Genomic DNA, 20,356 nt, shown 5'->3' on the forward strand with positions numbered 1-20,356 from the left:
CACCCGGCCAGCCCTGGGCCGGGGGTATGGGCTGCTGCGGGGGCGCAGAAGGACGCTGCCCCGGCTGCCCCCAGCCCCCGCCACCCACTCCTTGGTGCATCCGCTGCCACTCCGTCTCGTTCCTGCCACTGATGCGAGAACGTTATATGACCGCGGGGGCCCGGCCGTCCACCAGGCCACCGGGCGGGAGTGTCAGGCGTCGGTCTCGTCCGCCAGCGCGCGCAGCGCCAGCCGGTAGGAACCGATCCCGAAGCCCGCCACGGTCCCGGTCGCCACGGCCGCGATGACCGAGGTGTGCCGGAACTCCTCGCGGGCGTACGGGTTCGAGATGTGCACCTCGATGAGCGGCGCCGTGCGCTGCGCGGCCGCGTCCCGCATGCCGTAGGAGTAGTGGGTGAAGGCCCCGGGGTTGATGACCACGGGGATCTTCCCGTCCGCCGCCTCGTGCAGCCAGCGGATCATCTCGCCCTCGTCGTTGGTCTCGCGGACCTCGACGTCGAAGCCGAGCTCCTCCCCCAGCGAGCGGCAGCTGTCCACCAGCCCGGCGTACGAGGTGGCCCCGTACACGTCGGGCTCGCGCGAGCCGAGCCGGCCCAGGTTCGGGCCGTTCAGCACGAGTACGCGGCGGCTCACGCCGACACCTCGCCGTAGGCGGCGATCAGGTGCGCCGGGTCGGGGGCCTCCAGGACGGTCGGCTTGGCCAGTCCGTCGAGGACGATGAAGCGCAGCAGGTTGCCCCGGGACTTCTTGTCGACCTGCATGGTCTGGAGCAGCTTGGGCCACTGGTCGCCGCGGTAGGTCAGCGGCAGGCCGACGGAGGCGAGGACCGCCTTGTGCCGGTCGGCGGTGGCGTCGTCGAGGCGGCCGGCGAGCCGGCCGAGTTCGGCGGCGAAGACCATGCCGACCGACACGGCCGCGCCGTGCCGCCACTTGTAGCGCTCGTTCTTCTCGATGGCGTGCGCGAGGGTGTGGCCGTAGTTGAGGATCTCCCGCAGCCCCGATTCCTTGAGGTCGCTGGAGACGACGTCGGCCTTGACCTGGATGGAGCGCACGATCAGCTCGGCGGTGTGCGGGCCGTCGGGCGTGCGGGCGGCCTGCGGGTCCTCCTCGATCAGGTCGAGGATCACCGGGTCGGAGATGAAGCCGGCCTTGATGATCTCGGCAAGGCCACTGACGTAGTCGTTGACCGGCAGCGACTCCAGCGCCGCCAGGTCGCAGAGCACGCCGGCCGGCGGGTGGAAGGCGCCGACGAGGTTCTTGCCCTCGGCGGTGTTGATGCCGGTCTTGCCGCCGACCGCCGCGTCCACCATCGCGAGGACGGTGGTGGGTACGGCGACCCAGCGCACGCCGCGCAGCCAGCTGGCGGCGACGAAGCCGGCCAGGTCGGTGGTGGCGCCCCCGCCGACGCCGACGATGACGTCGGTGCGGGTGAAGCCGGACTGGCCGAGCGCCTTCCAGCAGTACGCGGCGACCTCGACCGTCTTGGCCTCTTCGGCGTTCGGCACCTGGATGGCGATCGCCTCGTAGCCCTGGTCGGCGAGGTCGTCACGCAGCGCCTCACCGGTCGAGGCGAGGGCCTCGGGGTGGATCACGGCGACCCGCTGGGCCTTCGTACCGATCAGGGAGCCGAGCTCGCCGAGCAGCTGCCGCCCGACCAGCACGTCGTACGGGTCATGGCCGGCGCTTCCGCCGACGTGGATCCGCGTCACCTGGTCTGTCATACGTCCTTCAACTCCAGAGCGTCGAGGACCGCCTGGGCGACCTCTTCGGGGGTGCGGTCGTCGGTGGCCACGACGACGCGTGCGACTTCGGTGTAGAGGGGGCGCCGGGCCTCCATCAGCTCGCGCCACTGGCGGCGCGGGTTGACGGCGAGCAGCGGGCGCGCGGCACCGAGGCCCACGCGCCGTACGGCTTCTTCGACGTCCATCGAGAGATAGGCGACGGGCAGGCCGGTCAGCAGCGTGCGGGTGCCCTCGTCGAGGACGGCGCCGCCGCCGAGGGCGAGGACTCCGGTGTGCTCGGCGACGGCGGCCGCGACGGCCTGCCGCTCCAGCTCACGGAAGTACGGCTCGCCCTCGTCGACGAAGATCTCGGAGACGGGCCGGCCCTGGGCCGTGACGATGTCGGTGTCGGTGTCCCGGTAGGGGACGCCGAGCCGCTCGGCGAGCAGCGCCCCCACCGTGGACTTGCCCGACCCCATCGGCCCGACGAGGACGACGAGCGGTCCGGCCGTCACCGGATCTGCAGGTTGTCGAGGTAGGACCGGACGTTGCGGCGGGTCTCGGGGACCGAGTCGCCGCCGAACTTCTCGACGACGGCGTCGGCCAGCACGAGGGCGACCATCGCCTCGGCGACGATGCCGGCTGCCGGGACGGCACACACGTCGGAGCGCTGGTGGTGGGCCACCGCCGCCTCGCCGGTGGCCACGTCGACGGTGGCGAGGGCGCGCGGAACGGTCGCGATGGGCTTCATCGCGGCGCGGACGCGCAGCAGTTCGCCGGTGGTCAGGCCGCCCTCGGTGCCGCCGGAGCGGCCGGAGGTGCGCTTGATGCCCTCGGGGGTGGAGACGATCTCGTCGTGCGCCTTCGAGCCGGGCACGCGGGCGAGCTCGAAGCCGTCGCCGACCTCGACGCCCTTGATGGCCTGGATGCCCATGAGGGCGGCGGCGAGGCGGGCGTCGAGGCGGCGGTCCCAGTGGACGTGCGAGCCGAGGCCGACCGGGACGCCGTAGGCGAGGACCTCGACGACGCCGCCGAGGGTGTCGCCGTCCTTGTGGGCCTGGTCGATCTCCGCGACCATCGCCTTCGAGGCGTCCGCGTCGAGGCAGCGCACCGGGTCGGCGTCGAGCTTCTCGACGTCGGCGGGGGTCGGGTAGACGCCGTAGGGCGCCTTGGCCGAGGCCAGTTCCACCACGTGGGAGACGATCTCGATGCCCGCGACCTCCTTGATGAAGGAGCGTGCGACGGCGCCGAGGGCGACGCGGGCGGCGGTCTCACGGGCGCTGGCGCGCTCCAGGATCGGCCGGGCCTCGTCGAAGCCGTACTTCTGCATGCCCGCGAGGTCGGCGTGACCGGGGCGGGGGCGGGTCAGCGGCGCGTTGCGGCCGGTGTCCTTGAGCAGTGAGGGGTCGACCGGGTCGGCCGACATGACGGTCTCCCACTTGGGCCACTCGGTGTTGCCGATCATGACCGCGACGGGGCCGCCCTGGGACAGTCCGTGGCGGACGCCGCCGAGGAAGGTGATCTCGTCCTGCTCGAACTTCATGCGGGCACCGCGGCCATAGCCGAGTCGGCGCCGGGCCAGGTGATCGGCCACCAGCTCGGTGGTGACCGGGACGCCGGCGGGAAGGCCCTCCAGCGTCGCGACCAGTGCCGGTCCGTGCGACTCTCCTGCGGTCAGCCAACGCAACCTGCTCAACGATGCTCCTCATGCTCGCGCCTGGTACTGCGACGGCGCGATCGGGTGCGCGGCCCGGACCCGCCTCACCCGAATCCTCCCACGTCCGGAGTGGTTTCACGGGCCCCGGTCCAGCTATCGGACGCCCCGCTGGTCAGCGGACCCTGCTGCGGCGCCCGCGGAGCCAGCTCGCAGCCGTCCACACGCCGACGGAACCGATGAGTCCCCAGACGACGGCCTTGGCCCAGACCGGCAGGTCACCGAAGGTGACCCTGATCATGGCGAACAGCGCGAAGGGGACGTCCCACTTCGACGCGAGTACCTGTTCCGTGTCCGTCCCGTCCATCCATCCCCCTGTAAAGGTGCAGGTGAACAGGGTAAGCCGTGACATTACCGGCGAGTAGTCGGGATTCTGCCAAGATCGCCCGAGACAGAGGCCGCCCGGGCGGCGTGGAGCGTCAGTGGCCCACGGAGAGGGCCGCGAGGCCCGCCCGCCGCATCACGTCGAGCGGCGCCGGGGAGCGGCGGGTCATCTGCTCGACCTGGAGGACCGCTTGGTGCACCAGCAGGTCCAGGCCGCCGAGGAGCGTGCCCCCGCGCCCGGACCAGGCGGCGGCCAGGGCCGTGGGCCACGGGTCGTAGAGGACGTCGAAGAGGGTGCCCGGGGCGTCCGGGACCGCCGCGGCCAGTTCGTCGGTGGCTCCGGCCGGGGTGGTCGCGATGACCAGGGGCGCCTCGAGGGCCGCGGCCGCCCGCGACCAGTCGGCCGTGCGGACGGCCACGCCGAGCCGCTCGCCCCACTGCCGCATCTCGTCGGCGCGGGCCTGCGAGCGGACGTACGCCGTGACCTCGCCGGTGCAGATCCGCGAGAGCGCGGCGAGCGCCGAGGAGGCGGTGGCCCCGGCGCCGAGGATGGCCGCCGAGGACACCTTCTCGACCCCGCGCTCGTGCAGCGCGGCGACGATGCCCGGGATGTCGGTGTTGTCACCCAGGAGCCGGCCGTCCTCGGTGAGCACGACCGTGTTGACCGCCTCGACCGAGGCCGCCGTGTCGCTGACGCCGTCCAGCAGCGGGATGACCGCCCGCTTGAGCGGCATGGTCAGCGACAGCCCGGCCCACTCGGGGCCGAGCCCGGACACGAACCCCGGGAGCGCGGCCTCGTCGATCTCGAAGCGGTCGTACGACCAGTCGACGAGGCCCAGCTCCCGGTACGCGGCACGGTGCAGTACCGGTGAGAGCGAGTGCTCGATGGGTGAACCCAGCACCGCGGCCCGTATCCGTGTCATGTCCTGCTACCCGCCGTTCTTCTGCTTCTGCCGTTCCTGGAACTCGGCGACGAGCTTGAGGTGCTCGTCGTAGGTCTTGGTGAAGGTCGTCGTGTTGCCGTCGACCGACACGAAGAACATCCAGCCGCCGTGATCCGGGTTGAGCGTAGCGGTCAGCGCGTCCATGCCCGGGTTCCCGATCGGGCCGACCGGCAGACCCTTGATGAAGTGGGTGTTGTACGGGTTGTTGAACGCCTGGGCTTCCTTGAGGTTGAAGTTGATCTCGCTCTGGTTCTTGGCGTAGTTGTACGTCGAGTCGAACTCGATCTTCTGGTTCGTGACGTCGTTGGTCTTCTTCATGCGGTTGTAGACGACCTCGGACATCTTGCGGAAGTCGTCGTGGTTCTTGCCCTCGGCGTTGACGAGGCTGGCGACCGTGACGACCTGCAGCGGGTTCTCCAGCCCCAGCTCCTTGGCCTTGGCCTCGATGCCCAGCTCCGCGTACTTGTCGGCGGCGTTCTTGACCATCTGCCTGAGCAGCGACTCGGGGGTGCTGTCCTTGCTGAGGTCGTAGCGCGTGGGGAACAGGAAGCCCTCGAGCGGGTCCATGAGCTTGGGGTTGTTGCCGGCCCATGCGGGCAGCCCCAGGTTCTTGGCGTCGCGCAGGGCGATCTCCTTGGTGGTGCCGTCGGGCTTGCCCAGCTTCTTGTCGATCGCCTCGTACACCTTGGAGTTGCGCATGCCCTCGGTGACGGTGATCACGTTCAGCTTGGTGGGGTCGATCATCAGCGCGACGGCGGCCGCACCCGACATCTTCTTGTTCATCGGGTAGACGCCGGGCTGGATGGACTTGCCCTTGGGGTTGGCGTTCGCCGCGTCGACGAACGCCTGGGCGCTTGCGACGACGCCGGCTTCCTTCAGGATGCGGCCCATCTGCCCCAGGCCCGCGCCCTTGGGGATCTCGACGTCGACCACCTCGCCGGCGCCCTCGCCCGCGAAGTCCTCGGCGGGCGCGAACCTCGCCTTGATGTAGGTGTAGCCGTAGTAGCCGCCACCGCCGACCACGCCGAGGATGACCACGGCCGCGATCAGGCAGGCCGCGCCGCTGCGCTTCTTGGGCTTGCCGCCCTTCGTACGGCCGCCGCGACGGCCCGCGGGCCCGTCGTCGTCACCGTCGTCGTCACCGTCCAGGCCGCCGACGAGGTCGCCCTCGGGCTCCTCCTCCTGCTCGGCCGGTTCCGGCTCCAGGTGGCGCCGGCCCGGGGGCTGCGGCGGCGGGTAGGCCTCGTCGGTGCCGTAGAGGTCCGGGGTCTCCCCCGGGTAGCCGGCCGACGGGTGCTGGGCGTAGTCCGCGCCCGCGTACGGGTCGGTCTGCACCGCGGCCGTGTACTGGCCCTGGCCGGTGTCCCAGCCCTGGCTGTCGTAGACCGGCTGCTGGGACTGGGGCTGCGGCTGCTGCGCGTACTGCGGCTGCTGGGCCTGCTGGGGGTGCGGAGCCTGCTGCGGGGCGTACCCCTGCTGCGGCGGGGCGTACTGCTGCTGCTGCGCGTACTGCTGCTGCTGTGGGTACTCGGGGTACTGCTGGTACTCCTGGTACTGAGGCTGCTGGGGGTACGGCTGCTGGTACTGGGGCTCCTGCTGGTACTCCTGCTGCGGCGCACCGGCGTACGGCACCTGGCCCTGCTGGGTCTGGTGCCCGGTCCACCCCTGGTCCCCGTACAGGGGATCCTCAGGGTGCCAGGGTTCGGGGCCACGGCCCCGGCCATAGTCAGTCATCGGTCCCCTAGAGCCGCGAGACGGAGGCCACGGACTCCGTCATCCGTGGCAACCGGTTCCGCCTCTTTGACGGTGATCGACGGCTGTTCGAATGCCGCCTCATCGCGCGGAACGTTACCGTATCGCGATCAGACAACCACTTCGACGCACTCACCAGGCGGATTACCCGATACCCGTTCGGTCTCAAGAGCGTTCTGGAGGATCACCACAGCGGCGGCCTGATCGATGACCGACCGGCCCTTCTTCGCGTTCCTGCCGGAGGCCCTCAGCCCCTGGGCGGCGGTGACCGTGGTCATCCGCTCGTCCACCAGACGGACCGTCACCGGCTTGATGCCCTTGGCCAGTGCGTTCGCGAAGGCGCGCACCTTGGCCGCGGCCGGCCCCTCCCGCCCGCTGAGCGAGCGGGGCAGGCCGACCACGACTTCGAGGGGCTCGTACTCCTCGACGAGCTGCCGCAGCCGCCGGTGGGCGAAGGGGATGTCCCGGCCCGGAACCGTTTCCACCGGTGTGGCCAACACCCCATCGGGGTCGCAGGACGCGACCCCGATCCGGGCGTCCCCGACGTCGATGGCCAGTCGGCGGCCGCGGCGCAGAGTCATCGTCAGACCGTCTCGACGACGAGGCGCTCGACGGCGCTGATGGCCTCCGGAACGGCTGCCGGGTTCTGGCCGCCGCCCTGGGCGACGTCCGGCTTGCCGCCACCGCCGCCGCCGAGGGTCTTGGCGGCCGTACGGACCAGGTCGCCGGCCTTGAGACCCCGCTCGCGGGCCGCCTCGTTGGTGGCGATGACGGTCAGCGGGCGGTCGTTCGCCACGGTGAACAGGGCCACGACGGCCGGGCGGTCGCCCGGGATGCGCCCGCGCACGTCGAGGACCAGCTTGCGCAGGTCGTCGGCGCCGACGCCGTCCGTCACCTGGCCGACGACCAGGGCGACGCCCTTGATGTCCTGGGCGTTCTGGGCCAGCCCGGCGGCGGCCTGGAGGACCTTCTCCGCGCGGAACTTCTCGATCTCCTTCTCGGCGTCCTTCAGCTTGCCGAGCATGGTGGAGATCTTCTCCGGCAGCTCCTCCGGACGGCCCTTGACCAGCTCCTGGAGCTGGGCGACGACCGTGTGCTCCTTGGCGAGGAAGTTGTACGCGTCCACGCCGACGAGGGCCTCGACACGGCGCACGCCGGAGCCGATGGAGGACTCGCCGAGCAGCTTCACCAGACCCAGCTGGGCGGTGTTGCCGACGTGCGTGCCGCCGCACAGCTCCTTGGAGAAGTCGCCGATGGTCACGACGCGGACCCGCTCGCCGTACTTCTCGCCGAACTCGGCGATGGCGCCCTGCTTCTTCGCCTCGTCGATGCTCATGATCTCGGCGGTCACTTCGAGCTCGCGCGAGAGCACGTCGTTGATCTTCTGCTCGACGTCGGTGAGGACCGAGCCGGGAACGGCGTTCGGCGAGCCGAAGTCGAAGCGGAAGCGACCGGGGCTGTTCTCCGAACCGGCCTGGGCGGCGGTCGGGCCGAGCGCGTCGCGCAGCGCCTGGTGGGTCAGGTGCGTGGCGGAGTGGGCGCGGGCGATGGCCCGGCGGCGCTTGACGTCGATGGCGGCGTACGCGGAGGCGCCCACCGTCACCTCGCCGACCTGGACGGATCCCTTGTGCACGGAGACGCCGGGAACCGGCTGCTGGACGTCGCGGACCTCGATGACGGCGCCGGTGTCGAGCTTGATCCGGCCCTGGTCGGCGAGCTGGCCGCCGCCCTCGGCGTAGAAGGGGGTGCGGTCGAGGACGACCTCGACCTCGTCGCCCTCGGAGGCGGCGGGCGCGGAGACGCCGTTGACCAGGAGGCCGACGATGGTGGACTCGCCCTGGTTGGTGGCGTAACCGGTGAACTCGGTGGCGCCGGCCGCGTCGGCGATCTCGCGGTAGGCGGCGACGTCGGCGTGGCCGGTCTTCTTGGCCTTGGCGTCGGCCTTGGCGCGGTCGCGCTGCTCCTGCATCAGGCGGCGGAAGCCCGGCTCGTCCACGGAGAGGCCCTGTTCGGCGGCCATCTCCAGGGTGAGGTCGATCGGGAAGCCCCAGGTGTCGTGGAGCAGGAACGCCTTGTCGCCGGAGAGGACCGTGCCGCCGGCGGCCTTGGTCTCGGTCACGGCGGTGTCGAGGATGTTCGTGCCGCCCTTGAGGGCCTTGAGGAAGGCGGCCTCTTCGGCGAGGGCGACCGTCTCGATGCGCTTGCGGTCGGTGACGAGCTCGGGGTACTGCTGGCCCATCGTGTCGATCACGACGTCGACGAGGTCCTGCACGACGGGGCCCGTGGCGCCCATGAGGCGCATGTTGCGGATGGCGCGGCGCATGATGCGGCGCAGCACGTAGCCGCGGCCCTCGTTGCCGGGGGTGACGCCGTCACCGATGAGCATGACGGAGGTGCGCATGTGGTCGGCGACCACGCGCATCGAGACGTCGGTGCCCTGGGCGGCGCCGTAGCGCACGCCGGTCAGCTCGGTGGCCTTGTCCATGACCACGCGCAGGGTGTCGGTCTCGTACATGTTCTGCACGCCCTGCAGGATCATGGCGAGGCGCTCGAGGCCGAGACCGGTGTCGATGTTCTTCGACGGCAGGTCGCCGAGGATCGGGAAGTCCTCCTTGCCGTCGCCGGCGCCCCGCTCGTACTGCATGAAGACCAGGTTCCAGATCTCCACGTAGCGCTCGTCGTTGACGGCGGGGCCGCCCTCGACGCCGAACTCCGGACCGCGGTCGTAGTTGATCTCGGAGCACGGGCCGCAGGGTCCCGGGACGCCCATGGACCAGAAGTTGTCCTTCTTGCCCAGGCGCTGGATGCGCTCGGCGGGCACGCCGATCTTCTCGCGCCAGATCTGCTCGGCCTCGTCGTCGTCGAGGTAGACCGTGATCCAGAGCTTCTCGGGCTCCAGGCCGTAGCCGCCGTCCGCCACGGAGCTGGTGAGCAGCTCCCAGGCGTACTTGATGGCGCCTTCCTTGAAGTAATCGCCGAAGGAGAAGTTGCCGCACATCTGGAAGAACGTGCCGTGGCGGGTGGTCTTGCCGACCTCTTCGATGTCCGGCGTACGGACGCACTTCTGCACGCTGGTGGCCCGGGGGGCCGGGGGCTTGGTCTCACCGAGGAAGTACGGCTTGAAGGGGACCATGCCCGCGTTGACCAGCAGCAGAGTCGGGTCGTCCGCGATGAGCGACGCCGAAGGGACAACGGCGTGACCGCGCTCCTCGAAGAAGCTCAGCCAGCGGCGGCGGATTTCAGCCGACTCCATCAGTGGTCCTCATTCCGGTTGTACGAAAGCTTTGGTCGGTGATTGTTCTGGTCGTTCTGGATGGCCTGCAGCCGCCGCGGCCCGGGGAGGGCGGTGACGTTGTCCGGCCGGTCGGGGTCCTGGTGGAGCCCCAGTGCATCGTTCAGCTCGTCCTCGCGCTGCGTCATTCCCGCTCGGACGTCGAGGGCGAAGTCCTTGAGGCGGTGACCCGCCTCCACGGCCTTGTCCGCCGCCTGGGCTGCGAGACTCTCCGGGGTCAGCTTCTTGAGCTGCCGGTTGACCTTGGTGGTGGCCCACACGCCGGCGGCTGCGCCGGCGGTGAACCAGAAGGCTCGGCGGAACATCGGCGGTCTCAGCCCTTCTGCTTACGGCGCCGGGCGGCCGGCACCGTTCGGCCAACGATCACAGTACGGCGCGTTCCCTTCGGCGGCGCGCCGCCCGGGGCGGCGTCCCCCTTGCCCAGTGCCTTGCGGACGCCGTAGCCGAAGGCGGCGACCTTCACGAGCGGGCCGCCGAAGGCGGTGGCCACGGTGGAGGACAGGGCGGAGGCGTTCGAGGTGACCTCCTGGACGTCGCTCGCGATCGCGTCGACCCGGTCGAGCTGGGTGCGCGCGGAGCGGACGGTGCTGGAGGCGTCGGCCAGGAGCGGTACGGCCTGGTCGGTGACCTCGGACACCAGCCTGGTGGTCGCCCTGAGCACCTGCGCCAGCCGCACCAGGGCGACGGCGAGGAAGGAGATCAGGATGGCCCAGAAGACGGCCACGATGATCCCGGCCACCTCTACACCGGACACGTCACACCGCTCTCTGTCTCTACCCGGATCGCCGGCAGTGGCGATTCCTACGAACGACCCTCCGACCCTATCGCGCCGGGGATACCCGGCCGTACCCGAATTCGGGGCCGGGGGCACCTGTCTTGGACGCAACGCATCCGGGCCAGTACGCTCCGTGTCCCATGCGACACAGACCCCTTCGTCATACCGGCCGGGGCAATCTTCCCTCGGAGCTGAGCGGGTTCATCGGGCGGGGTGCCGAACTCGCCGCGCTGGGGCGCCTCCTGGAGGACTCGCGGCTGGTGACCGTGACCGGTGTGGGCGGGGTCGGCAAGTCCCGGCTGGTGCTCGCGGCGGCCGGGGCGGCCTCCGGAGTGGCGCGGGAAGCCGCGGAGCCGGAAGCGCAGGGAGCGCACGGGGCACGAGAGGCGCATGCGCCGGGGCGGGAACGCCACCACGACGGCGTCCGGCTGGCCGAGCTGGCCGGCGTACGGGATCCGGGGCTGCTGGAGCTGACGCTCTCCGAGGCGCTCGGGCTGACCGACCACACCACCCGGCCGCCGCGGACGGTGCTGGCCGAGCACCTGGCCGACAAGCACCTGCTGCTGGTCCTGGACGGCTTCGAGCATCTGGTGGAGGAGACCGCCGCCCTGGTGCGGGAGCTGCTGCTGCGCTGCCCCGGCCTGCGGGTGCTCGCGGCCGGCCGGCGCCCCCTGGAGCTGGAGGGGGAGCGCGTCTTCCCGCTCGCCCCACCGGCCTCGGAGGAGGCGCTGGAGCTGCTGGCGGCCCGCGCGTCCGCCGCCGACCCGGCCTTCGCGGTGACCGGGGCCAATCGGGCCGAGCTCGTGGAGCTGTGCGCGCGCCTGGACAGGATCCCGCTGGCCCTGGAGCTGGCGGCGGGCCGGCTGCGGACGCTGTCCCCGGCCCAGGTGCTCGCCCGGCTGGAGGACCTCTTCGGGCTGTTGACGGGCGGAGCGCGCGGGGGGCTCCCCCGGCACCGGGCGCTGCGTACGGCCATCGGCTGGAGCCATGAGCTGTGCACGCCGGCGGAGCGGTTGTTGTGGGCGCGGCTGTCGGTGTTCGCTGGGCAGTTCGACCTGGACGCCGCCGAGTACGTGTGCGCCGGTCCGGACATGCCGGTGGAGGGCGTGCTGGACCTGGTGGGCGAGCTCGTCGCCCAGTCCCTGCTGGTCCGGGAGGAGACGGCGGCGGGGGCCCGCTTCCGGATGCTGGAGACCGTACGGCTGTACGGGGCGGGCTGGCTGGAGTCGCTGGGCGACGCGGTGCGGCTGCGGCGGCGGCACCGGGACTGGTACATGGGGCTGGCGACCTGGTGCGAGCTGGACTGGTTCAGCCCGCGCCAGTACGAGGTGGCCGCGCTGGTGGAGGTGGAGCTGCCGAACCTGCGGCTGGCCCTGGAGTGCTGCCTGGACGAGCCGGACGAACTGCACCTGGGCCAGTACCTGGCGGGCACCCTGTGGTTCTTCTGGGCGGGCTGCGGGCGCCTGACCGAGGGCCGGCACTGGCTGGAGCGGACCCTGGACGCTCCGGGCGGGGCGACGACGGACTACGAGAGCTCGCGACTGAAGGCCCTGTGGGTGCTGGGTTACGTCGCGGCCCTGCAGGGGGACGCCACGGCCTCGATGTGCGCCCTGCACGAGTGCCGGGACGCGGCGGCGTGCAGCGGGAACCGGGTGGCGGCGGCGTACGCGGTGCACCGGCTGGGCTGTCTGGCCCTGGTCTCGGACGACATGGCCCGGGCCCGGGAGTTGCTGGGCGAGGCGCTGGAGCAGTACCGGGCGGCCGGGGAGCTGAACAGCAACGTGCTGATGTGCCAGGTGGAGCTGGGGATGGCGCTGGCGTTCCTCGGCGACCTGCCGGGGGCGCTCGCGCTGTGCGGGGAGGTCCGGGAGATCTGCGAGGAACGCGGGGAGCTCTGGACGAAGGCGTACGCCCTGTACGTGCTGGCGTACGCGGCCCTGGAGGCGGGCGGCACGCGGGAGGCGAGGCGGCTGCTGACCGAGTGCGTGGAGGTGAACCACGCCTTCAACGACCTGGTCGGGCTGGTGCTGGCGCTGGAGCTGCTCGCGCTGGTGACGGTCGCGGAGGGCGATCCGGCCGAGGCCGCGGTGCTCCAGGGCGCCGCGGAGCCGCTGTGGGGCGGGGTGGGGCTGCAGCTGTTCGGCTCGGGGTACTTCAACGCCCCGCGGCTGTTGTGCCGGGAGCGGGCGGGCGAGCTGCTGGGCGCGGAGCGCTACGCGGCGTTCGAGGCCGAGGGGCGGGAGCTGAGCCGGGAGTCGCTGGTGGTGCGGGCGCTGCGCGGGGCGGCGTGGGTGCCGCGGCGGGCCGGCGCACCGGGCGGGATGCCTGGTCCCCGTCTCTCCCGCAGTACGGCGCCGGTGGACCAGCCGTAGGGCGCAGGAAGCGGAAAACCCGCCGCCCCCGGAGGGGACGGCGGGTTTCCACCAGCCTGTGAGGGCTACGCCTGCCGGAAGATCAGCGGGCGTAGTACTCGACGACGAGCTGCTCGTCGCAGATGACCGGGATTTCCTTGCGGTTCGGGTCGCGGTCCAGGCGGAAGGCCAGGGCCTTCAGGTTGACCTGCAGGTAGCGCGGGGTCTCGCCCTCGCCTGCGTAGCCACCCTCACGGGCGACCTGGAACGGAACCTTCTCGCGGCTGCGCTCGCGCACGGTGATGACGTCGTCCGGACGGACACGGAACGACGGCTTGTCGACCTTGGCGCCGTTGACCTCGATGTGGCCGTGGACGACCATCTGGCGGGCCTGGTAGATCGTGCGGGCGATGCCCGAACGCAGGACCAGGGCGTCGAGACGACGCTCGAGCTCGACGACCAGCGCCTCGCCCGTCTTGCCCTCGGCCTTCTTGGCGCGGTCGTACGCGCGGGCCATCTGGCGCTCGGAGATGTCGTACTGAGCGCGCAGACGCTGCTTCTCCAGCAGACGGACCTTGTAGTCCGAGTTCTGCTTGCGGCCACGGCCGTGCTCGCCCGGCGGGTAGGGGCGGGCCTCGAAGTACTTGACGGCCTTCGGCGTCAGGGCGATGCCGAGGGCACGAGACTTCTTGACCTTGGGTCGCTTCTGGTTCACGGGGAACCTACCTCCATGTAAGTTAGGTGAGGCTTACCTTAGCGAGGAGGACGTAATGTCTCGACCACATGGGATCCCCCTGCCCAGTGCGCAACGCAGTTCGAATTCCAACGAAACGGAATCCGCTTGCGCCGACGATAAGCAAGGTCAGCCGCGTCCCAGGGAAGGCGTTCGGCAGCTCACCGGAGCCGAACGCGTACGAACCCTCGTAGAGTCCAACGCCTCAGTATCCCTCACTCTGATCGGTGCTCGTGACGGTCACGGTTCCGAGGAGTTCGGGACGGGGATGCCGGTCGCTCGGACCGTCACCCCGGACGGGGACGTGATTCTCCTTGTTTCCGGGGAATCCGCGGCTGCCAGGGCAGCCGCTCACGCCCAGGACGACGACCTCACCGCCGTGATCGAGATCACGGATGTGGCGCCGGTGTCCGTCCCACATCGTATCCGAGGCCGCGCATGGCTGGCCGGGTGGCTGACGCCGGTACGCGGGGACGACCGCGCGGCCTGCGCCGCACTGCTCGCCGAGCGCCACCCGGTGGGCGAGCTGCTGGGCCTGGGCGAGTCCCTCGACGCCCCGCACACGGGGCGCCCGGCCTGGATGATGCTGCGCCTGGAGGTCGGCGAGATCACGGTGGACGACCTGTGGGGCGCCGAGCAGGTGGACCCCGATGACCTGGCATCGGCGGAGCCGGACCCGGTGTCCCCGCACGAGGCGGAACTGCTCCAGCACCTGCACTCCTCCCACGGCGACCGGATCGGCGAGCTGTGCGGCCTGCTCGGCGACCGCGGGGCGCGGGGCATGACCGCCGTCCCGCTCGCTCTGGACCGCGTCGGCCTGCGCGTCCGCTTCACCGGCGGCGCCGCCGGCGGCTCCTTCGACGCCCGCTTCGACTTCCCCGATCCGGTGACGGACATCTGCGGCCTGCGGCGTGCCATGCGCGCCCTCTTCTCGGCCGCCGCTCTCTGACGCACCGGCCCCGGTCCCCCTCGCGCAGCGCCGTCAGGTCCCGGCGCAGCACGTCGTCCCGGGTGTCGCGGCCGTTGCGCCCGCCGAACCTTGGCTCCCGCGCCACCGCCCCGGCGCGGCCCCGCCGGACCCGCCCGCGCCAGGCAGCGCTCACGGCGTGCTCGAGGGAGCGCCAGATCTGCTGGGCCCGGGCCAGGTCGGCGGGCGGCCTCGAAGGTGCGGAAGAACCCGGTGGCGATCCCGGGGACCACGGCCATGCCGTAGAACTCGTGGCGCGGCTGGCCGCTGCCGGCCGCGGCCGCGGCCGGCCGTGGCCCTGCGGGGTCAGCCAGAACGCGTACCGCACGCCCCGGTCCAGCGGCTCGCTCAGGCGCTGCGCGGGCCGGGTGTCGGGGGCGCCCGACAGCAGTGCCGTGAGGAAGTCCGCGGGGGCGCGGCCGGGGACCTCGACCCAGGCGCCGTGGACGAGCGCGGTGTCCTGGGTCCGCCTGACGGCCAGCAGGCAGCGGATGGATGAAGCAGCCGACCCCGTCCCCCCGGAGCAGGGCGCGCGCGCCGGGCCGGTGGAGGGCCCCTCGGGAACGCCGAGGGCGGCGTCGGGCAGGTTGAAGCCGAAGTCGATGCGACGCTCGTCGGCGAGCGTGTCTCCGCAGCAGGCCAGGTGGGGAGCACGCGGGCAGCTTGGACACCCCGGTCGGGAGGCCTCAGCCGCCGTCGGTGCCGCGCAGTCGCTCGCGGACCTTCTCCACCACGTCCGCGTAGCGGGCTTCGGCTCCGTAGCGGGTCGGTTCGTAGTACCGCTTCCCGTGGATCTCGTCCGGGGCGTACTGCTGGGCCGCGATGGCACCCGGCACGTCGTGCGGGTACACGTATCCCACCGCGTGCCCCAGCTTCGCCGCGCCCTTGTAGTGCCCGTCCCGCAGATGCGTCGGGACGGAGCCGGCCAGGCCCGCCCGTACGTCGGCGAGCGCCGCGCCGATCGCGGTCGTGGCGGTGTTCGACTTCGGGGCGAGGGCCAGGGCGATCGTGGCGTGCGAGAGGGTCAGCGCGGCCTCCGGGAAGCCGATCATCGCCACCGCCTGGGCCGCGGCGACCGCGACCGGCAGGGCCGTGGGGTCCGCCAGGCCGATGTCCTCGCTCGCGGAGATCATCAGGCGGCGCGCGATGAACCGGGGGTCCTCGCCGGCCTCGATCATCCGCGCCAGGTAGTGCAGAGCGGCGTCCACGTCCGAGCCGCGGATCGACTTGATCAGCGCGCTCGCCACGTCGTAGTGCTGGTCGCCGTCGCGGTCGTAGCGGACCGCCGCCCGGTCGACCGCCTCCTCCAGCGTCCGGAGGGTGATCTCGTCCTCGCCCTGGGCGATGGCCGAACCGGCCCCCGCCTCCAGCGCCGTCAGCGCACGCCGGGCGTCACCGCCGGCGATCCTCAGCAGGTGGGCCTCGGCGTCCTGCGGGAGGGTCACCGCCCCGGCCAGGCCCCGCTCCTCCGTGAGGGCGCGCCGCAGGAGCGCGCTCAGGTCGTCGTCGGTCAGCGGTTCCAGCGTCAGCAGCAGCGATCGCGACAGCAGCGGGGAGATGATCGAGAAGTACGGGTTCTCCGTGGTGGCCGCGATCAGCGTGACCCAGCGGTTCTCGACGGCCGGCAGCAGGGAGTCCTGCTGTGCCTTGCTGAAGCGGTGGATCTCGTCGAGGAAGAGGACGGTCTCCTTGCCGTAGCCCCCGGCCGCGCGCTTGGCGCCCTCGATGACGGCCCGTACCTCCTTGACGCCCGCCGTGATCGCGGAGAGCTCCACGAAGCGCTTCTGGGTGGCCTGGCTGACCACGTAGGCGAGGGTCGTCTTCCCGATGCCGGGCGGGCCCCAGAGGATCACCGAGGAGGCGCCGGCCGGGCCGCCGCTCCCTTCCCCGACCAGCCGCCGCAGCGGTGATCCGGGCTTCAGCAGGTGCTGCTGGCCGACGACCTCGTCCAGGGTGCGCGGGCGCATCCGCACGGCGAGCGGCGAGCTCGCGGGGTCCTTCTCCTGGCGCTCTTCGGCGGCGGCGGTGAACAGGTCTGGTTCCACATGGGAAGCCTAAGCGAGTCCACCGACAAGGCCGCCCGCCGCCGGTCCGCGGGACCGCGGGTCAGGAGGTCCAGAAGTCCCACCAGCGGGTCAGGATCAGCATCCCGATGATCCCGATGTGCAGCACCGGCAGCACCCAGGTGAACTCCTCGAAGAAGCTCCTGAGCCAGCCCGGCGCGGGCAGCAGCCCGGCACGGACGTTGTGGGAGGTGACGTACCAGAACATCAGGATCGTGGCGACCCAGGCCAGGGAGCACCACAGGCACAGCGCGTTGATGTTGTAGAGCGACTGATAGGTCAGCCAGGCGCAGAAGACGACGCCGAAGAGGGTGCCGGCGTTGAAGGTGAGCCAGTACCAGCGGCGGAAGCGGGCTCCGGCCAGGATGCTCATGCCGACGCAGATCACGATGCCGTAGGCGACGAGGCCGAGCATGGGGTTCGGGAAGCCGAAGACGGCCGCCTGGTCGCTCTTCATGATGTTGCCGCAGGAGACGACCGGGTTGAGGCTGCAGCCCGGCGTGAAGTTCGGGTCCTCCAGCAGCTTGAACTTGTCGATCGTGATCACCCAGGCGGCGAGGAGGCCCGCGGCCCCCGTGATCACCAGCAGCAGGGCCAGCGCCCGGCTCGCCCCGAAGGTCGTCCCCCCGGCGGTGTCCGCGTCCGTGCTCCGTGTCGTCATACCGCCCGCTCCACATCTGCGAGGTGATCAAGGCCCGGGCCATTGTGCCGTACGAGCCTGTGAACGGACGGGGCCGGGGAAGGATCCCCGGCCCCGCCCGCCACGCTGCCCGCTCAGGCCAGGCGCGCCTTGACCGTGTCGATCAGCTCGCCGACGGGCACGGCCGTCTGGTCGCCGGACTCCATGTCCTTGAGCTGGACGACGCCCTCGGCGAGGTCGCGGTCGCCCGCGACGACCGCGAAGCGGGCGCCGCTGCGGTTCGCGTCCTTCATGGCGCCCTTGAGGCCCTTGCCGCCGTACGACATGTCCGCCGCCACGCCCGCCTTGCGCAGCTGCGTCACCAGGCCGAACACGGTCGCCTTGGCCTCGCCCAGTGCCACGGCGAACACCGAGGTCGACGCCGGGATGTCCAGCTCGACGCCCTCGGCCTGGAGCGCGAGGACCGTGCGGTCCACGCCGAGCGCCCAGCCCACCGACGGCAGGGCCGGTCCGCCGATCATCTCGGACAGGCCGTCGTAGCGGCCGCCGCCGCCGACCGCCGACTGCGAGCCCAGACCGTCGTGGACGAACTCGAAGGTGGTGCGGGTGTAGTAGTCGAGCCCGCGCACCAGCTTCTCGTCGTCCTCGAAGGCGACGCCGGCCGCCGTCACCAGCGCCCGTACGTCCTCGTGGTACGCCTTGCACGCGTCGCACAGGTAGTCGCGCAGCACCGGCGCGCCGACGAGCTGCTTCTGGACGTCGGCCCGCTTGTCGTCGAGGACGCGCAGCGGGTTGATCTCCGCCCGGCGGACGGTCTCCTCGTCGAGGTCGAGGCCCCGCAGGAAGGCCTGCAGCGCCTCCCGGTACACCGGGCGGCACTCCTTGTCACCCAGCGAGTTCAGCAGGATCCGGAAGTTGCGCAGGCCGAGCGAGCGGTAGGCCTGGTCGGCCAGGATGATCAGCTCGGCGTCCAGCGCCGGGTCCTCGGCGCCGATCGCCTCGGCGCCGACCTGCGAGAAGTGGCGGTAGCGGCCCGCCTGCGGCTTCTCGTAGCGGTAGTAGGAGCCGGAGTACCAGAGCTTGACCGGCAGGTTGCCCTTCTTGTGCAGGCTCGCCTCCAGGGCGGCGCGCAGCACGGAGGCGGTGCCCTCGGGGCGCAGGGCCAGCTGGTCGCCGCCCTTGGTCTCGAAGGCGTACATCTCCTTGGAGACGATGTCGGTGGACTCGCCGACGCCGCGGGCGAAGAGGCCCACGTCCTCGAAGCCGGGGGTCTCGATGTAGCCGTAGCCGGAGTTGCGCAGCGGGGCCGCGATGGCCTCGCGTACCGCCAGGTACTTCACGGAGACCGGCGGGATCAGGTCGTACGTGCCCTTGGGGGCCTGGAAAGTAGCCACGAAGCTTTCGTCACATTCCTCGTCGTGGAGCGGCGGTGCCGTCTCCGAGCCCGGCGGCGACCTCCCGAAGGTACGGGTTGGTCGCGCGCTCGCGGCCGATGGTGGTCTGGGGACCGTGGCCGGACAGCACCACGGTCGAGTCGTCGAGCGGCAGGCACACGCGGGCCAGCGAATCGAGCATCTCGGCGTGGGAGCCGCCCGGCAGGTCGGTTCGTCCGATGGAGCCGGCGAAGAGCAGGTCGCCCGAGAAGAAGACCGGCGGGATGTCGGCCAGCTCGGGCATCCGGAAGGTCACCGACCCCTTGGTATGGCCCGGCGCGTGCGCCACGGAGAAGTCCATTCCGGCCAATTTCAGGGCGGCTCCGTCGGCCAGCTCGCGGACGTCGTCCGGCTCGCCCACGGTCAGCTCGCCCATGAGGGGCATCCCGATGGAGCGGCCGAGGGCCTTCTCCGGGTCGCTCATCATGTAGCGGTCCTCGGGGTGGATCCAGGCCGGTACGTCGTGTGCTCCGCACACCGGGACCACCGAGGCCACATGATCGATGTGGCCGTGGGTCAGGACGACCGCGACGGGCTTGAGCCGGTGCTTCTTCAGCGTCTCCTCGACACCCTGGGCGGCCTGGTGGCCCGGGTCGACGATGACGCACTCCTCGCCGGCGGCGGGGGCGACCACGTAGCAGTTGGTACCCCAAGCACCTGCGGGGAACCCGGCAATCAGCACGTTCGTCCTCAATCGTCGTCGGCGGGAGGTTGCAGGTCGTCAATCCTGCTGCTCAGAGCCTACCGGCGCCGCTCATTACACAGCGAACCCATATACGGTACGGCCTATCCCAGCCCGGACAGCAGTATCAGACACGTACAAGGAGACGACCCGGTGGTCACGAGCGATCAGCGGCGGCGACAGCTCGCCAGGGAGAAGTACGAGCGCCAGCAGAAGCGCCGCGCCGAGGCCCGGAAGAAGAGCCGTCAGCGGGCGGCGGTGATCGGCGCGGCGGTGGCCGTGGTGATCGCGACGCTGGTCGGCCTGATCGTGGGCGGCGTCTTCGACTCGGACAAGGACCCCAAGGACACGGCGGCCGACCCGTCGGCCTCGGCGACGCCGCCGGAGCCGAAGCAGTCGCCCTCGCCGGAGATGGCGATCGACCAGAAGGGCAAGTACACCTTCGCGCTGAAGACCAGTGCCGGTGACATCACCTTCGCGATGGACGCGGCGAAGACCCCGCAGACCGTGAACTCGTTCAAGTCGCTCGCCGACAAGGGCTACTTCGACAACACCAAGTGCCACCGGCTGACGGCCGGCGGGATCTTCGTGCTCCAGTGCGGCGACCCGGAGGGCACCGGCCGCGGCGGCCCGGGCTACACCATCCCGGACGAGAACCTGGACTCCCTGGGCAAGCCCAACGAGCAGGGCCAGGTCGTCTACCCGGCCGGCACCGTGGCGATGGCCAACACCGGCCAGCCCGGCTCGGGCGGCAGCCAGTTCTTCCTGGTCTACAAGGACAGCCCGCTGACGCCGACGTACACGCCGTTCGGCAAGATCGACGCGGCGGGCCTGAAGGTGCTGGAGGAGATCGCCAAGGCCGGCACGGTCGACGGCGGCCAGGACGGTGCGCCGAAGACCGAGGTGAAGATCGAGAAGGGCTCGGTCACCCAGAACTGACGGGTGCTGCGACCCCGGGGCCGGCC

General features: G+C 71.4%; 19 protein-coding genes. 3 read left to right on the forward strand and 16 right to left on the reverse strand.

The window, feature by feature from the left end:
* Positions 1 to 192: 192 nt before the first annotated feature.
* The 11 genes from aroQ to IH80_RS0132095 all read right to left on the reverse strand — a co-directional run bounded on the left by aroQ (position 193) and on the right by IH80_RS0132095 (position 10,501).
* Positions 193 to 633 carry a type II 3-dehydroquinate dehydratase gene (aroQ, locus tag IH80_RS0132040; RefSeq protein WP_030965137.1) on the reverse strand — a complete coding sequence of 147 codons (441 nt, stop codon included), beginning with the start codon at positions 631 to 633 and terminating at the stop codon, positions 193 to 195.
* Entirely contained in the window at positions 630 to 1,721 is a 1,092-nt protein-coding gene (gene aroB / locus IH80_RS0132045; RefSeq protein WP_030965139.1) for a 3-dehydroquinate synthase, read from the reverse strand. The genes aroQ and aroB overlap by 4 nt, the downstream gene beginning before the upstream one ends.
* Positions 1,718 to 2,236, reverse strand: a complete 519-nt coding sequence (locus IH80_RS0132050) for a shikimate kinase (RefSeq protein ID WP_030965140.1) — start codon at positions 2,234 to 2,236, stop codon at positions 1,718 to 1,720. The genes aroB and IH80_RS0132050 overlap by 4 nt, the downstream gene beginning before the upstream one ends.
* The gene (gene aroC, locus IH80_RS0132055; RefSeq protein WP_030965142.1) at positions 2,233 to 3,417 is read right to left on the reverse strand and encodes a chorismate synthase; all 1,185 of its coding nucleotides are present in this window, start codon (positions 3,415 to 3,417) and stop codon (positions 2,233 to 2,235) included. The genes IH80_RS0132050 and aroC overlap by 4 nt, the downstream gene beginning before the upstream one ends.
* A gap of 133 nt (positions 3,418 to 3,550) precedes the next feature.
* Entirely contained in the window at positions 3,551 to 3,742 is a 192-nt protein-coding gene (locus tag IH80_RS0132060) for a hypothetical protein (protein WP_030965143.1), read from the reverse strand.
* Between the two features lie 112 nt (positions 3,743 to 3,854).
* Entirely contained in the window at positions 3,855 to 4,682 is an 828-nt protein-coding gene (locus tag IH80_RS0132070; protein WP_030965145.1) for a shikimate dehydrogenase, read from the reverse strand.
* Positions 4,683 to 4,688: 6 nt separating this feature from the next.
* Complete coding sequence (mltG, locus tag IH80_RS0132075; RefSeq protein WP_030965146.1) at positions 4,689 to 6,437, reverse strand: endolytic transglycosylase MltG; 1,749 nt, start codon at positions 6,435 to 6,437, stop codon at positions 4,689 to 4,691.
* Between the two features lie 128 nt (positions 6,438 to 6,565).
* Positions 6,566 to 7,036 carry a Holliday junction resolvase RuvX gene (ruvX, locus tag IH80_RS0132080; RefSeq protein WP_030965148.1) on the reverse strand — a complete coding sequence of 157 codons (471 nt, stop codon included), beginning with the start codon at positions 7,034 to 7,036 and terminating at the stop codon, positions 6,566 to 6,568.
* Positions 7,037 to 7,038: 2 nt separating this feature from the next.
* Positions 7,039 to 9,708: an alanine--tRNA ligase gene (alaS, locus tag IH80_RS0132085; protein ID WP_030965149.1), complete on the reverse strand. Its 2,670-nt coding sequence runs from the start codon at positions 9,706 to 9,708 to the stop codon at positions 7,039 to 7,041.
* Positions 9,708 to 10,052 carry a DUF6167 family protein gene (locus IH80_RS0132090; RefSeq protein ID WP_030965150.1) on the reverse strand — a complete coding sequence of 115 codons (345 nt, stop codon included), beginning with the start codon at positions 10,050 to 10,052 and terminating at the stop codon, positions 9,708 to 9,710. The genes alaS and IH80_RS0132090 overlap by 1 nt, the downstream gene beginning before the upstream one ends.
* A gap of 8 nt (positions 10,053 to 10,060) precedes the next feature.
* Positions 10,061 to 10,501, reverse strand: a complete 441-nt coding sequence (locus IH80_RS0132095; RefSeq protein ID WP_030965152.1) for a DUF948 domain-containing protein — start codon at positions 10,499 to 10,501, stop codon at positions 10,061 to 10,063.
* A gap of 161 nt (positions 10,502 to 10,662) precedes the next feature.
* Between IH80_RS0132095 and IH80_RS0132100 the strand changes: the two genes are divergently transcribed.
* A complete protein-coding gene (locus IH80_RS0132100; RefSeq protein WP_107056949.1) occupies positions 10,663 to 12,894 on the forward strand; it encodes an ATP-binding protein in 2,232 nt (743 codons plus the stop codon).
* Positions 12,895 to 12,976: 82 nt separating this feature from the next.
* On the opposite strand, the gene rpsD is transcribed toward IH80_RS0132100, so the two are convergent.
* A complete protein-coding gene (rpsD, locus tag IH80_RS0132105; RefSeq protein WP_030026606.1) occupies positions 12,977 to 13,588 on the reverse strand; it encodes a 30S ribosomal protein S4 in 612 nt (203 codons plus the stop codon).
* 55 nt (positions 13,589 to 13,643) lie between these two features.
* On the opposite strand from rpsD, the gene IH80_RS0132110 reads away from it, so the two are divergent.
* Entirely contained in the window at positions 13,644 to 14,555 is a 912-nt protein-coding gene (locus IH80_RS0132110) for a DUF2470 domain-containing protein (protein WP_386392334.1), read from the forward strand.
* 704 nt (positions 14,556 to 15,259) lie between these two features.
* Here IH80_RS0132110 and IH80_RS0132115 read toward each other — a convergent pair.
* From IH80_RS0132115 to IH80_RS0132130, 4 genes are all read right to left on the reverse strand, one after another.
* Entirely contained in the window at positions 15,260 to 16,618 is a 1,359-nt protein-coding gene (locus tag IH80_RS0132115) for a replication-associated recombination protein A (RefSeq protein WP_030965155.1), read from the reverse strand.
* Positions 16,619 to 16,679: 61 nt separating this feature from the next.
* Entirely contained in the window at positions 16,680 to 17,297 is a 618-nt protein-coding gene (locus IH80_RS0132120; RefSeq protein ID WP_030965156.1) for a vitamin K epoxide reductase family protein, read from the reverse strand.
* Positions 17,298 to 17,410: 113 nt separating this feature from the next.
* Positions 17,411 to 18,670, reverse strand: coding sequence for a histidine--tRNA ligase (hisS, locus tag IH80_RS0132125; RefSeq protein ID WP_030965157.1), 1,260 nt, complete (start codon positions 18,668 to 18,670; stop codon positions 17,411 to 17,413).
* Positions 18,671 to 18,680: 10 nt separating this feature from the next.
* Positions 18,681 to 19,391, reverse strand: coding sequence for an MBL fold metallo-hydrolase (locus IH80_RS0132130; protein WP_030965159.1), 711 nt, complete (start codon positions 19,389 to 19,391; stop codon positions 18,681 to 18,683).
* Between the two features lie 153 nt (positions 19,392 to 19,544).
* Between IH80_RS0132130 and IH80_RS0132135 the strand changes: the two genes are divergently transcribed.
* The gene (locus IH80_RS0132135; RefSeq protein ID WP_030965161.1) at positions 19,545 to 20,330 is read left to right on the forward strand and encodes a peptidylprolyl isomerase; all 786 of its coding nucleotides are present in this window, start codon (positions 19,545 to 19,547) and stop codon (positions 20,328 to 20,330) included.
* The last annotated feature ends 26 nt before the right edge of the window (positions 20,331 to 20,356 follow it).

This window comes from Streptomyces sp. NRRL S-378 (assembly GCF_000720645.1).
Taxonomy (GTDB): Bacteria; Actinomycetota; Actinomycetes; order Streptomycetales; family Streptomycetaceae; genus Streptomyces.

What these genes read in the sequence shown, in the direction of transcription:
- aroB (WP_030965139.1), bottom strand. Translation starts at nt 1,721, where the DNA reads ATGACAGACCAGGTGACGCGGATCCACGTCGGCGGAAGCGCCGGCCAT.
- IH80_RS0132060 (WP_030965143.1), bottom strand. Translation starts at nt 3,742, where the DNA reads ATGGACGGGACGGACACGGAACAGGTACTCGCGTCGAAGTGGGACGTC.
- IH80_RS0132070 (WP_030965145.1), bottom strand. Translation starts at nt 4,682, where the DNA reads ATGACACGGATACGGGCCGCGGTGCTGGGTTCACCCATCGAGCACTCG.
- mltG (WP_030965146.1), bottom strand. Translation starts at nt 6,437, where the DNA reads ATGACTGACTATGGCCGGGGCCGTGGCCCCGAACCCTGGCACCCTGAG.
- ruvX (WP_030965148.1), bottom strand. Translation starts at nt 7,036, where the DNA reads ATGACTCTGCGCCGCGGCCGCCGACTGGCCATCGACGTCGGGGACGCC.
- alaS (WP_030965149.1), bottom strand. Translation starts at nt 9,708, where the DNA reads ATGGAGTCGGCTGAAATCCGCCGCCGCTGGCTGAGCTTCTTCGAGGAG.
- IH80_RS0132090 (WP_030965150.1), bottom strand. Translation starts at nt 10,052, where the DNA reads ATGTTCCGCCGAGCCTTCTGGTTCACCGCCGGCGCAGCCGCCGGCGTG.
- IH80_RS0132100 (WP_107056949.1), top strand. Translation starts at nt 10,663, where the DNA reads ATGCGACACAGACCCCTTCGTCATACCGGCCGGGGCAATCTTCCCTCG.
- IH80_RS0132110 (WP_386392334.1), top strand. Translation starts at nt 13,644, where the DNA reads ATGTCTCGACCACATGGGATCCCCCTGCCCAGTGCGCAACGCAGTTCG.
- IH80_RS0132120 (WP_030965156.1), bottom strand. Translation starts at nt 17,297, where the DNA reads ATGACGACACGGAGCACGGACGCGGACACCGCCGGGGGGACGACCTTC.